At 43.4% G+C, this 13,603-nt stretch carries 14 protein-coding genes; 3 read left to right on the plus strand and 11 right to left on the minus strand.

Going from position 1 to position 13,603, the window contains the following annotated elements:
• Positions 1–34 precede the first annotated feature (34 nt).
• The 8 genes from era to rpoE all read right to left on the minus strand — a co-directional run bounded on the left by era (position 35) and on the right by rpoE (position 7,393).
• Positions 35–1,039, minus strand: coding sequence for a GTPase Era (era, locus tag Vgang_RS09430; RefSeq protein ID WP_105900876.1), 1,005 nt, complete (start codon positions 1,037–1,039; stop codon positions 35–37).
• Entirely contained in the window at positions 1,029–1,709 is a 681-nt protein-coding gene (gene rnc / locus Vgang_RS09435; RefSeq protein WP_105900875.1) for a ribonuclease III, read from the minus strand. The genes era and rnc overlap by 11 nt, the downstream gene beginning before the upstream one ends.
• A 9-nt stretch (positions 1,710–1,718) precedes the next feature.
• Positions 1,719–2,618 carry a signal peptidase I gene (lepB, locus tag Vgang_RS09440; RefSeq protein ID WP_105900874.1) on the minus strand — a complete coding sequence of 300 codons (900 nt, stop codon included), beginning with the start codon at positions 2,616–2,618 and terminating at the stop codon, positions 1,719–1,721.
• Between the two features lie 165 nt (positions 2,619–2,783).
• Positions 2,784–4,577: a translation elongation factor 4 gene (gene lepA, locus Vgang_RS09445; RefSeq protein ID WP_105900873.1), complete on the minus strand. Its 1,794-nt coding sequence runs from the start codon at positions 4,575–4,577 to the stop codon at positions 2,784–2,786.
• A 147-nt stretch (positions 4,578–4,724) separates the two neighbouring features.
• Complete coding sequence (locus Vgang_RS09450) at positions 4,725–5,195, minus strand: SoxR reducing system RseC family protein (RefSeq protein WP_105900872.1); 471 nt, start codon at positions 5,193–5,195, stop codon at positions 4,725–4,727.
• The gene (gene rseB / locus Vgang_RS09455; protein WP_105900871.1) at positions 5,192–6,166 is read right to left on the minus strand and encodes a sigma-E factor regulatory protein RseB; all 975 of its coding nucleotides are present in this window, start codon (positions 6,164–6,166) and stop codon (positions 5,192–5,194) included. Before rseB ends, Vgang_RS09450 begins: the two co-directional genes overlap by 4 nt.
• A gap of 41 nt (positions 6,167–6,207) precedes the next feature.
• The gene (locus Vgang_RS09460) at positions 6,208–6,789 is read right to left on the minus strand and encodes an RseA family anti-sigma factor (RefSeq protein ID WP_105900870.1); all 582 of its coding nucleotides are present in this window, start codon (positions 6,787–6,789) and stop codon (positions 6,208–6,210) included.
• 25 nt (positions 6,790–6,814) lie between these two features.
• Complete coding sequence (gene rpoE, locus Vgang_RS09465; protein WP_105900869.1) at positions 6,815–7,393, minus strand: RNA polymerase sigma factor RpoE; 579 nt, start codon at positions 7,391–7,393, stop codon at positions 6,815–6,817.
• A gap of 469 nt (positions 7,394–7,862) precedes the next feature.
• Between rpoE and nadB the strand changes: the two genes are divergently transcribed.
• The gene (nadB, locus tag Vgang_RS09470) at positions 7,863–9,494 is read left to right on the plus strand and encodes an L-aspartate oxidase (RefSeq protein WP_105900868.1); all 1,632 of its coding nucleotides are present in this window, start codon (positions 7,863–7,865) and stop codon (positions 9,492–9,494) included.
• Positions 9,495–9,604: 110 nt separating this feature from the next.
• Here the strand turns inward: nadB and Vgang_RS09475 are convergent, their stop codons facing one another.
• Together Vgang_RS09475 and Vgang_RS09480 are read right to left on the minus strand one after the other, a co-directional pair.
• Positions 9,605–9,934: a hypothetical protein gene (locus tag Vgang_RS09475; RefSeq protein ID WP_157945987.1), complete on the minus strand. Its 330-nt coding sequence runs from the start codon at positions 9,932–9,934 to the stop codon at positions 9,605–9,607.
• Between the two features lie 97 nt (positions 9,935–10,031).
• On the minus strand, positions 10,032–10,292 hold the full coding sequence (locus tag Vgang_RS09480; protein WP_105900866.1) for an FAD assembly factor SdhE: 261 nt from the start codon (positions 10,290–10,292) through the stop codon (positions 10,032–10,034).
• Between the two features lie 206 nt (positions 10,293–10,498).
• Here Vgang_RS09480 and ygfZ point away from each other — a divergent pair, with 206 nt between their 5' ends.
• Together ygfZ and Vgang_RS09490 are read left to right on the plus strand one after the other, a co-directional pair.
• Positions 10,499–11,482, plus strand: coding sequence for a tRNA-modifying protein YgfZ (ygfZ, locus tag Vgang_RS09485; protein WP_105900865.1), 984 nt, complete (start codon positions 10,499–10,501; stop codon positions 11,480–11,482).
• A 574-nt stretch (positions 11,483–12,056) separates the two neighbouring features.
• A complete protein-coding gene (locus Vgang_RS09490; protein ID WP_105900864.1) occupies positions 12,057–12,257 on the plus strand; it encodes a DUF1107 family protein in 201 nt (66 codons plus the stop codon).
• Between the two features lie 133 nt (positions 12,258–12,390).
• Here the strand turns inward: Vgang_RS09490 and Vgang_RS09495 are convergent, their stop codons facing one another.
• A complete protein-coding gene (locus Vgang_RS09495) occupies positions 12,391–13,602 on the minus strand; it encodes an FAD-dependent 2-octaprenylphenol hydroxylase (RefSeq protein ID WP_105900863.1) in 1,212 nt (403 codons plus the stop codon).
• Position 13,603 lies beyond the last annotated feature (1 nt).

The raw sequence follows: 13,603 nt of genomic DNA on the forward strand, positions 1-13,603 counted from the left end.
ATCGAGAAACGAGTCACGAGATCCTGATTAACGATTATAAATCATCAATATAACCTAACGAACGCAAAGCGCGCTCATCATCTGCCCAGCCGGATTTCACTTTCACCCAGGTTTCTAGGTAGACTTTACGTTCGAACAATTCTTCCATATCCAAACGGGCTTCTCGACCGATGGTTTTGATTTTCTCACCACCTTTACCAATCACCATTTTCTTCTGACCAGAACGTTCAACCAAAATTAACGCATTGATATGAAAACCATCGGTTTCTGGATTGTAGTCAAAGCGTTCAATCTCGACTGTGACGGAATACGGCAATTCATCACCGGTAAAGCGCATCAATTTTTCACGAATGATTTCAGATGCCATGAAACGTTGTGAACGGTCGGTCACGTATTCTTCAGGGAAATGATGAATCGCTTGCGGCAGTGCTTCACGAACGTGTTTGCGAATCGCATCGGTATTACGGCCATGTTTTGCCGAAATAGGAATGATATCAACAAAGTCCATCTTTTCAGACATGGCTTGCATGTGAAGCATCACTTCATTGCGATCTTTTACGTTATCGACTTTATTCACCAATAATACGGTTGGAAAGTTTGCCGCACGCAATTTGTTAAGCACCATTTCATCATCTGGCGTCCAGTGTGTGCCATCCACTAAGAAAAGCACTAAGTTGACGTCACTTAATGAACTGTTTGCGGCACGGTTCATTAAACGGTTAATCGCGCGTTTTTCTTCAATATGAAGCCCTGGAGTATCGACATAAATGGCTTGATACGCGCCTTCAGTTTCTACCCCCATGATACGGTGACGAGTAGTTTGCGGCTTACGCGAAGTGATCGAAATTTTCTGGCCAAGCAGATGGTTCAATAAGGTAGATTTACCCACATTAGGTCGACCAACAATCGCCACAAACCCGCAGTGTTGTTCACTTGGATCGATCTCCGCTTCTTGTTGCTGTGAAGGCTGAGCTTCACCAGCAAAGTAAGCATCTAAATCGAACTCTGCAGGTTCATTTGAATCATGTTTATTTGTCATTGGTTAATACTCCTAATGCCAACTCCGCAGCCGCTTGCTCTGCTTTACGTCGGCTAGTGCCTTTGCCTACCACTGGGTCATCAATGCCATTGATTTCACAGGAAACAGTAAACTCTTGGTTATGCGCTTCACCTTTAATTTTAGACACGGTATAAACAGGCAATGGCTTGCGACGGCCTTGCAAGAATTCCTGTAGGCGTGTCTTTGGATCTTTTTGTGAGACACCCGGCTTAATTTCGTCTAGTCGAGGTAAATACCACGCCAAGACCACCTTGCGAACCACTTCAATATCGCTGTCCAAATAGCAAGCACCAATGATGGCTTCAACGGCATCGGCAAGAATGGAATCACGACGGAAACCGCCGCTTTTCAATTCACCTGGACCTAATTTTAAGTAGTCACCTAAGTCAAATTCACGACCTAACTGAGCTAAAGTATGCCCACGTACTAACGTAGCACGCATACGACTCATGTCCCCTTCATTAATATTAGGGAAACGATGATATAGCTCATCTGCAATAACAAAACTTAAAATTGAATCGCCCAAAAATTCTAAGCGCTCATTGTGTTTACTGTTGGCACTGCGGTGTGTCAGTGCCAAATTCAAAAGATTGGCATCATTAAACTGATAGCCAATCTTTGTTTGTAATCTGTTGATCTGAGAATTCATACTCTCTCGTTATTTAATGCCGCCAATACGGTTAAATCGTACGCCGGTTGGGATCCAAGACGGTAATGCGCTGTCGGCATCACGGTCAAATTCAAAACTGATCCAGATGGCTGTGGCTTTACCCACAAAGTTCGCTTCTGGCACAAAACCCCAGTAACGACTATCAGCACTGTTATCACGGTTATCACCCATCATAAAGTACTCACCTTCTGGTACGACCCACTCATTACGGAATGCACGAGGCTGATACGCCTGCACATTATCGCGACGAAGTGGATTGATTAGTACATTGTGTTCCACTGGACCAAGCTTTTCTGTCGCTTCAATCAGAGGAATGCCATCTTGATAAAATGGACTTTGTTTTGCATCAAACTGAGCAACTGGTTCACAAGTCGATGAGCCCGCTGCTTGTACACAAATCTTTTTATCTTCAGTATAGCGGATAGTATCACCCGGTAGGCCAACTACGCGCTTAATGTAGTCAATGTTTGGCTGAGGCGGGTATTTAAATACTGCGATATCACCACGTTGTGGCTCACCCGTTTCAATTAACTTAGATTGAAATACCGGATCTTTAATGCCGTAGGAAAACTTCTCAACTAAGATGAAATCGCCCACCAATAAGGTTGGCATCATCGAGCCAGATGGAATTTGAAACGGCTCATAAATAAAGCTGCGAAGTACTAATACAAATGCAATCACTGGGAAGATGGAAACACTATTTTCAACCCACCAAGGCTGGGGATGAATTTTAGCGGCAAGATCTTGGCTAAGCCCGGTCTTGGTTTGCTCTTCAGCACTCATTAAAGCTTGTTTACGTTTTTTACTCCAAACAAACTTCTCTAATGCCCATACCACGCCAGTCACTAATGTCACTAGCACTAAGATCAATGAAAATGTATTCGCCATCCGACTCGGCTTCCCTTTTATTAAATTACTCCAGCCAAATGGCCGCTTTATACAAAAGAATAAAAGTGAAAGAGCCTAAACCCTTTCACTTTATCGACTTGTTGCTGGCACTAGGGTCTGTTGACCTTAGCAACAAGCTATCACCAAAACGGAATGATTCAGTGATTAATCTTTACCTACGTGTAAGATGGCTAGGAACGCTTCTTGCGGCAGCTCTACGTTACCGATTTGCTTCATGCGTTTCTTACCTTCTTTCTGTTTCTTCAACAGTTTCTTCTTACGACTCACATCACCGCCGTAACATTTAGCGATTACGTTTTTACGCAATTGCTTCACGGTTGAACGCGCAATAATGTGGTTACCAATCGCCGCTTGAATCGCAATATCAAACATTTGACGTGGAATGAATTCTTTCATTTTTTCCACCAGCTGACGGCCACGAGTTTGTGCTTGATCTTTGTGCGTGATGATCGCCAGTGCATCAACAGTGTCACCGTTAAGCAACACATCCACACGAACCATGTTGGAGTCTTCAAAACGGTGGAAGTTGTAATCCAGTGACGCATAACCACGAGAAGTTGACTTCAAGCGGTCAAAGAAATCCAGAACCACTTCTGCCATTGGGATATCGTAAGTTAATGCCACTTGGTTACCGTGATAAACCATGTCTACTTGCGTACCACGTTTTTCTACACAAAGTGTAATCACGTTACCTAAGTAATCTGATGGCACAAGAATATTACAACGGGCAATTGGCTCACGAATTTGGTCAATATCGTTAATTGCTGGCAATTTCGCCGGGCTATCAACGTATAAAATATCACCGTTAGTTTTAGCGACTTCGTACACTACGGTCGGAGCGGTGGTGATCAAATCCAGATCGTATTCACGCTCTAAACGCTCTTGAATGATTTCCATGTGCAACATGCCGAGGAAACCACAGCGGAAACCAAAACCTAGTGCTGCTGAACTTTCTGGCTCATAGAATAACGATGCATCGTTGAGGCTTAATTTACCCAGAGCATCACGGAAGTTTTCATAATCATCCGATGATACAGGGAATAGACCCGCATAAACCTGTGGTTTCACTTTTTGGAAACCTGGTAGCGCTTTTTCACAGCCGCCTTTTGCATGCGTTAAGGTATCACCAACTGGTGCGCCGAGAATGTCTTTAATACCACAAACCACCCAACCTACTTCGCCAGTCTCTAGACCATCGGTATCCACTTGTTTCGGTGTAAAGATACCAATGCGGTCTACACCCCAAGTTTGACCGGTACTCATGACTTTGATCTTGTCGTTTTTCTTCAGCTTACCGTTTTTAATACGCACTAAAGACACAACGCCTAAGTAGTTATCAAACCATGAGTCAATGATCAACGCTTGCAATGGCGCTTCAGGATCACCCTCAGGTGCCGGGATCGCTTTCACAATCTCTTCTAAAACAAGATCAACACCTACGCCAGTTTTCGCTGAACAACGTACCGCTTCCATCGCATCAATACCGACGATGTCTTCAATTTCTTCAGCGACACGCTCAGGGTCTGCGGCAGGTAGGTCAATTTTATTGAGGATTGGCACAACCTCGAGATCCATTTCGATCGCGGTATAACAGTTAGCCAATGTTTGAGCTTCTACACCTTGACCAGCATCAACCACCAATAAGGCACCTTCACACGCGGCTAGAGAGCGAGATACTTCGTAAGAGAAGTCAACGTGTCCAGGAGTATCGATGAAGTTCAACTGATAGGTTTCGCCATCAGAAGCTTTATAATCAAGTGTCACACTTTGCGCTTTGATAGTGATGCCACGTTCACGCTCAAGATCCATGGAATCAAGTACTTGAGCTGCCATTTCGCGCTCGGTCAGCCCTCCACAAACTTGAATTAAGCGATCAGAAAGAGTCGACTTACCGTGGTCGATATGGGCGATAATCGAAAAGTTACGAATGTGCTTCATAGGCTGGAGACAATACTCAAATAATGGGTGAATGGGACATGAAACCCCAAGTTTAGGGCTAGTTTCATTATAGTGGCAGGGATTCTACCCAATTTCCTGCTGGGTAGCTATACCCTGACGAAAACAAGATTAACCTAAATAAAACATTTATAGGATTGGCTGACCCAACACGCGAATCAGTGACACTTCACTCCCTACTTTTTGCTCCAACCATTGTGTGGCAGGCTTAGCAAAGTAAATACCTAAAGCGCCACATAAAAAGAATGACAAAATCACAATCCCTTCGCCTAAGCCAAGCCATGGTCTTAAAACCAGTTGCGCGACAACGCTACCTAAAATCATGGCAAGCAATGGCAGCAAATACACCACCAATGCCGATAACACCAAACTTTTTTCAGGTAGGCCAATCTCGACCACTTGACCCGCTTGTAAGGGTTCACGAGTATTGAGCTTCCATAAATGCGCTTTATTCCCGAGCGCTTTTGAAACCATGCCTGTGCCACAGCTTTTTTGCGACTGACAACTCTTGCAACTCGTTTGTTGCTCGCAGCTCAGCTCAACATAATTCATGTCTTGCTGCTTCTCAACGGACATCACCGTTGCTAAGGCGGTCATCATGGCGTCGTTCCATTGGATTTATTATTAAAAGTGACAGAGTCAGCAATACGCTTGGCAGTAGACGGAGGAATATCCCCGATCACTGAAATCTCTCGACTGTCTTTAATAAAAGTTTGCAAGGTACGACGGCCTTGGCGATAGGTTTGCAATTGGCTATTTGGGGTTTTCATTTCCGATACATAGACGGAAAAATTAAACAATCCATCACTGTACAGTTGGCTTTCTACCACACTGCCAGTTACCGACATACGGTAGCGATTCAAGCTGTTCGCTTCAAAACCATTGGGTACCCAGTTAACTTTCCAGTCTGCGTCTGTTTCTTCTGGCTTAGGCAACGTCAGCACGTCTGGTAATTTAACTGAATTGAGACCATCTAAAATCGTCGCAACGTGATCACTTACAGCGTAAGAAATCGTGCGATATTGCTCTAGAATTTCACCATTGCGCTCAACTAAATCCGCACGTAAAGGCAAATGGGTACGTTCATCAATCCACACTATATAGGAATAGCGTTGACCATCTTTTGGAACAACGCGCACAACTTGACAAGCGGTACCGGCTTCACGAGAACGGCCAATCTTAACAAAGTCATAAATCTGGCTGAGGGCGTTAATATCACTGTCAATCAACGGAATTAATGGCGCAACCATGTGACCGGAACGGATAGAAAAAGGATCTAGCCCTGGCTCGATATAACTGATTTCATCACCACGACGAATCACCTCACGCACCGGCCCACTAAGATAGACAAGATGCGCTAGGTTTTGCTCATTTTCGATAGCATGACGATACAACAACGGTTCTATGCTGTTTTTACGAACCAAAATGTAAGACAACTCATAATTCATTGTCTTACTCGCCTCACTCATTTTAAGCAATAAAGCCTCAGCGGATGGCTTAGCATCTTCCGCTGAGGCAACTTGACTAAATAAGCTGAGTAGCAACCAAGTACTAATCAGGATTTTTTTCATTTCAATACCGCTTTCATCCGTTGATGATTAACAAGCTCAAACTATTCGCTTGCATGATTCAAACGCAGTTGTAATTCATAATCTTGCATCAAAGCGTTGGCACGTCGATGCTGCTCCATCGCTTTTGCTTCATCGGATTGTGGACGAACCGAGTCGCGAGTCAGGCTAACGGGTTCGGCAGATCCAGCAAAAGGTATGGTTTGTAAAACTGGGAGCTGATCTGAATCAGAGGCCACATTGGTGCTATCTGAGCCTGAGTATTGTTGAACCCCTAACACCACAACCAGAGACACGCAGGCTGCAATACCCACTTGGGTTAAATTACTTAACCAAGATGGCATGCGTGAACGTGCTTTTTGTGGTGTCGGCTGAGCTTCAAGCATAGACGCGACATTATTCACCGAACGAGTGGTGTGTGCAGGCTCATCATCTAGTGCCAGTGCCACTTTCGATGCTATATCCCATTGCGGATTCGCCGGGGTTTCGCCTCGAAGCGTATCTCCGATCAAGTGGTAATGATTCCACGCTTGCAACGATTCTTCATCTTGCTCAATCTCTGAAATCAGGGCTTGATCGACGAGCTCACCATCCATTAGAGCTGAGATCTGCTGTTTATTGGTCATGTTACTCACCATTTATATTCACAGGTTATCGCTGCACCAGTGGACGAATTTTTTTCTCCACGGCTTCACGAGCTCGGAAAATCCGAGAACGAACTGTCCCCACAGGACAATCCATCACTTCAGCAATTTCTTCGTAACTCAAGCCATCGAGTTCACGTAATGTCATTGCTGTTTTTAAATCTTCAGGTAGGGCTTCAATTGCATGAAAAACCACCTGCTTTAATTCTTCTGACAACGTTAAGTTCTCAGGGTTCGAAATTTCTTTTAATGCGCCACCAGATTCATAATATTCGGCTTCTTCTGCATCGACATCACTGGATGGCGGACGGCGTGATTGAGAGACGATATGATTCTTCGCAGTATTGACCGCGATACGATAAAGCCAAGTATAGAACGCACTTTCCCCACGAAAGTTTGGCAACGCTCGATAAGCTTTGATAAAGGCTTCTTGAGCCACGTCAGGCACATCGCCCGAGTTCTTAATGTAGCGAGATATCAAACTGCACACTTTGTTTTGATACTTAGTCACCAAAAGGTTGAATGCTTGTTTATCCCCGTTTTGAACTCGCTCAATTAAAACTTGATCAGTTAACTGCTCGCTCATTTCGAGCACCTACTCCTATTTGTTTTACTCATTTCCATCATCGGTATGAGTACTTTTTATTATACTTAAATGATCTGAACGCGTTTTAACGCTCAATTTTTCATAAGAAGCTAGCTTTTATAAGAAATCGTTCTAACTAACGGTACCAGCGCCTTATGGTAATCACTTGGGTATATTGTAGTATTGATGTATCACCGACCATCATTGTGACACGAGCCGGTGCAAAAAGTTCATATAAATAAAAACTTTTGCCATTTTAAACATAAAATAAGCTGTCAGCGTCACCGTACTTTCTTATTTTTTTCATGGAAAAGTCAAACGGCGCTTGCAAGTCGGCTTAATATTTATGCATATTACCCCCTGATTACAAATGGCTGCCAAGTATCGGCTGACTATTTACTCATTTATTGAGTAGCACAAACGCGTATAGAAACAATCTCTATACCTGCTTAGGAACTGAAATAAACTTATGAACACAAACAGTGAACATCAATGCGATGTATTGGTCATTGGTAGTGGTGCCGCGGGGCTATCTTTAGCATTACGCGTAGCTCCTCATGGTAAAGTCATAGTATTAAGCAAAGGTCCTCGTAATGAAGGCTCCACTTATTACGCTCAAGGTGGTATTGCTGCTGTCTTTGATGAAAGCGATAGTGTGGAGTCTCATATTGAAGATACCCTCATCGCGGGCGCTGGAATTTGTGAAGAAGACGCGGTTAGCTTCATCACAGAAAATGCGAAAGAGTGTGTGCAATGGCTAATTGATGGTGGTGTTCCTTTCGATTTAGATGAAAATGATAAAAGTGAGCATCCTCGACACCACTTAACTCGTGAAGGTGGCCACAGTCATCGACGTATTCTTCACGCTGCTGATGCCACCGGTATGGCAATGCAAACCAACCTACAAGATAACGTCAATAATCATCCCAACATCCATTTCTTAGAACGTTATAACGCCTTAGATCTCATTACCGAAGACCGCATTGGTGGCGATGCCAAAAAGGTAGTGGGAGCGTATATTTGGAACCGCAATCTAGAACATGTTGAATCGGTTCGTGCTAAATTTGTGGTTCTTGCCACCGGCGGTGCTTCTAAGGTTTATCAGTACACATCAAACCCGGATGTTTCTTCTGGTGATGGTATCGCGATGGCCTGGCGTGCAGGTTGTCGTGTCGCTAACCTCGAATTTAACCAATTCCACCCAACGTGTTTATTTCACCCTGAAGCCAGAAACTTTTTGTTAACCGAAGCATTACGTGGTGAAGGCGCCTATCTAAAACGCCCTGATGGCACTCGTTTTATGCCTGATTTCGATGAGCGTGCCGAGCTTGCCCCTCGTGATATCGTGGCTCGCGCGATCGACTATGAAATGAAGCGTCTTGGTGCAGATTGCATGTATTTAGACATCAGCCATAAACCGGTTGAATTTATAGAAAAACACTTCCCGACCATTAACATGCGTCTGCTTGATCTTGGTATCGATATGAGTAAAGAACCGATTCCTATCGTACCTGCGGCTCACTACACTTGCGGTGGCGTGATGGTGAATCAACAAGGTCAAACCGATCTTGATAACTTATACGCGGTTGGCGAAGTGACTTATACCGGTCTGCATGGTGCGAACCGTTTAGCCTCGAATTCGTTGTTAGAATGTGTGGTATACGCTTGGTCGGCAGCGAAAGATATTGTGGCTAAAATTGATAGTGTGCCACTACCTGACACTTTACCGTATTGGGATGAAAGCCAAGTAACGAACTCAGATGAAGAAGTGGTACTGCAACATAACTGGCACGAGCTTCGTCTATTTATGTGGGACTACATGGGAATTGTACGTACCAATAAGCGCTTAGAACGGGCGATGCGTCGTATTCAGTTGTTGCAACAAGAAACCCATGAATATTACAGCCACTTTAGAGTATCGAATAACCTACTTGAATTGCGTAACTTACTGCAAGTCGCTGAGTTAATGGTTCGTTGTGCAATGGAGCGCAAGGAAAGTCGTGGTCTGCACTACACACTTGATTACCCTAATCAGTTGGAAAATAGCGGACCAACCATTCTAGAGCCCGAAAAGTTCCGTACCAGTAATCCGTTGTTTTAGGGTCGGGTGACCTTAAGTTTTATCAGCAGTAACTTCAAATTCATCTGCGAATAGGCTCGCTATCGGGCCTATTTTTCCCTCTCTTTACCCCTTTATATTTTCTCGCTTTACTATTTTCCCCTTACACTCTTTTCGGTTTGATGCTTACTTTCCATTTCTTTTAGCTGCACAAGACAGGAGATGTGCCCTTCCCCTTCATCCAGTAAAGCATTTAAACGCTTGTAATCCTGCTCAAGCATTTGATGGCGAAAAATACGAATTAACCCACCGTTATGTAGAACGATTTGAATGCCGAATTCACACCACTGCCTATCCAAGCGCTGAATGAGAGAAAAACGATCTTGGTTATTCTGAGAGAGTGAACGTCGATATAAGGAATGAAGTGCAAATAAAGATAAAATTATCAGTAAAAGAGAAGGGGTGAGAGGAAGTTGAGACACTGATATCGCCCAAAAACACATTGTACTAAAAAGTACGAATCCAATTTGAGCGATATAAGTAGAACGATAATAAAAGAGCGTCGTGTGAGGTGACGGATTAACGGACTTTACTAAGATTGTGGGCAACGATGCGATCCACTAACTTGGCGTGACCTAGATGCTCACTACGGCCATGTCCCATGATCCAAGTAAACAAATCAGGATCATCACACTCTAATAAAGACACAAACTCTTGTTGTTCTTGCTCAGATAAGTCATCAAAGCATTCTTCAAAAAATGGCATGATAACGACATCAAGCTCTAACATACCACGGCGACAAGCCCATTTAATGCGTGCTTTTTCTTCTGCTGTATACATATTGGTTCCATCTCATAATATATCTGCTTGGAGTTTATCAGTTGGTTAGGTTTGCAACCAGTGTCGTTATCACAGAGTCAGTAACTATCACAACAAATGCTGACAAATATCAATTCCACCTTTACCATGTATTCCAAGTGCTCTACCAAGTCGCCTATATGAATGACTTTGGTATTCCAACAATCACATTGCGCAAGGACATTAGGATGAATTGGACCGATAAATTTACGCCCTATCCGCTAACTTCAACTCAAGCATTGCCCGAATTGGTGCTGTGTCATCTGCCATCATGGGGCGCAATCACTATGTACGGCGATGATAAAAAATCCTATTTGCATGGTCAGGTGACATGTGATGTCGTGTCGCTTGAACCTCACCAATCGACGCTAGGTGCTCACTGTGATGCTAAAGGGAAAATGCTAAGTGCATTCCGCTTATTTCATCATCAAGGTGGCTATGCCATGTTCCAACGCCGTTCTGCTATTGAGAAAGAACTGGTTGAAATTAAAAAGTATGCCATTTTCTCTAAAGTAGACATTCAATCGAGTAACGATGTGTTTCTTGGCTTAATCGGAACGCATGCCACTCAAACGGTTGAAGCGCTTTCAGGCCAAGCCTTAACCGAAGACACACAAGTGCTCGCCTTCGGCAACATCACCGCAGTACAAATCAGTGACCAACGTTGGTTACTTATGTTGCCTGCGGCTGATGTCGAAGCATTGCTCACTCAGCTAAACTCTGCCACTTGCGCCGATGAAACCGTATGGGATTATGCGGACATCATGCAAGGTCTACCTAGAGTCAACCAGCATGAACAATTAGAACACATTCCACAGGCCATGAACCTGCAAGTGCTGAACGGCATCTCATTTACTAAAGGCTGTTATACCGGACAAGAAACCGTCGCTCGCGCTAAATATCGTGGTATTAATAAACGCGCACTTTTCCGCCTTGAAGGAGAATGTCCTGATCCCCTTAGCGACAACCTCAATTTGGAGCGTCAAGTCGGTGAAAATTGGCGTAACGCAGGTCAGATCAATACTTACTACCAATTTGGAGATGGGAAATTGATCTTATTAGCGGTACTACCGAATAACTTAGAAAACGATACTCAATTCCGCCTAGAAGCCTTCCCAGAATCAAGACTTCACTTTGCAGAATTACCGTATAGCTTGAGTGAAGAGGAATAAGCTCACTTTCTTTATTAATTTCTCTTTCTCTATTTTTATCACTTTTGATTATCACCAATGAAATTCACTTTCATTGGTGATTTTTTATCGAGTGTTATCAGTTAAGAATGTCAAGAACATGCAATCGATTACAATTTATTCACAAAAGGTCGATCACCCTCACACATCAGAAAACAACAAAAAGAATTTTTACTCAAAACAAATGAATAATTATTGATCTATATCTTTTTACTGTATGATGAATTCGCTTGGCTTTGACTGCGAACTCAATTGAGTACGACAAAGGCAAGTAAAGTGTCAGGCTGGTCTGTCCAGCCATATCCACTTTGTATAATGCATCTGTGACTATTGGCCCACACCTTAGCGTGTGGGCATTTTTTATGCCAAATTCATATAACTGACAAATCAATAACTATTCAAACATACACAAAGCAAATTAAAATATGGATTAATCGAGAAAAAGCAGAATAAAAGTTTGATGGATGCAGCAATTTTTACATAAAAAATCAAACTTTAACATTAAGGTTTCATAAAGCTCGTTATAATGGCCTCAAGTTACTATAAGGATGTTAGTATGAGACTGTTTAATAAATATGTTCCAGGTGCCGTCGCAAGACATGTAAGTCGTTTTTTTAAAGGGCGTATTTATATTAATGGTGTGGGTAAGTTTGAATTTGATAACGCTAAGTTGATCATTCCTTCTCAAGCGCAAAGCCTGCATTACCGCATGGTGAAAGAGATCAACCAAGAGATCAATCGAATCCGCTGTGTGTAGTGGACCTTTGTTTTGCAGGTGATAACCAACGCAAAACGGGCCCAAAAAAACAGAATAAAGTAAGACAAAACAAAGAAGGTTGGCACTACGCCAACCTTTTTTGTTTAGAGCTCTTTTTATTAAAAAGAAGATATTACGCTTTAACTTTAACCAAACTGGGTAAATTGCCGGTAATACCAAGCGCTCTTTTCATCATTTCTTCTTTCATACCAGGTAAATGCCCAACAAACTGCATGCCTAAACCACGCACCAATTTTTTCGCTGGATTATCACCATCAAACAGGTCTCTGAATCCTTGCATCGCTGCTATCATTTTAGCGGCTTCCGCTTTTCTCCAGCGCTCGTAAGATCTCAAATGTGAATGCAAGCCAAGATCTTTACCTTGTTGCCACAGTGACAAGATTTCTTCCGCTAGACTGGCAGCATCTAAAAACCCAAGATTCACACCTTGTCCGGCTAATGGATGTATGGTGTGCGCAGCATCCCCGACCAATGCAACTCGATTAGTCACAAAGTTTCGCGCGTAACGCATTTTTAATGGGTAACTACTGCGTTCACCTTCAACTTGGCATAACCCCAGACGTGTATCGAATTCACTCGTAAGTGTCTGGTTAAAGATCTTATCAGAACATCCCACCAGCATATCGGCTCGATTCGGCTCTGTTGACCACACTAGTGAACATAAATTCGGTTCAGAAAGGGGCAATAACGCAATTGGGCCTTGCGGAGTAAAGATTTGTCTTGCCACACCTTGATGAGATTCAGCGGTACGAATGTTCGCCACTATCGCATTGTGGCCATAATCCCAATGGGTCAAAGGAATATCTTGCTGCTGACGAACCCAAGAATTAGCGCCATCAGCACCAACCACGAGCTTACTGGAAATAGAATCGCCATTATCTAACGTAATCCAAGCCTCACTTTCTCCAACCACCATATTGCTACAACGATTTGGCATAAACAGGCTAACGTTGCTCAACTGCTTAACGCGGTCCAACAGTGCCAGTTGAATCACACGGTTTTCTACGATATGCCCAAGGTTAGATTGCGACAAGTCCTGCGCTTTGAATTCCAAACGAGCAAAGCTGTCTTGTTCCCACACTTCCATGGCTTGATACGGAGAAAGGCGACGAGAAGTGATGCCAGGCCAAGCCTTTAGATTTTTCAGTAAGTTTTCACTAGCACGACTTAATGCCGATACCCGCGTATCAGGCATCGCAGCCAGGTGTTCATCAGGCGTTTGCCCTTCTATAACTGCAACGCGTAAATGGCTATCGGCTAAAGAAGCCGCAAGTGCAAGGCCAACCATGCCTCCACCTACAATAGTGATATCAAAACTTTGCATA

The organism is Vibrio gangliei (genome assembly GCF_026001925.1).
Classification (GTDB): domain Bacteria; phylum Pseudomonadota; class Gammaproteobacteria; order Enterobacterales; family Vibrionaceae; genus Vibrio; species Vibrio gangliei.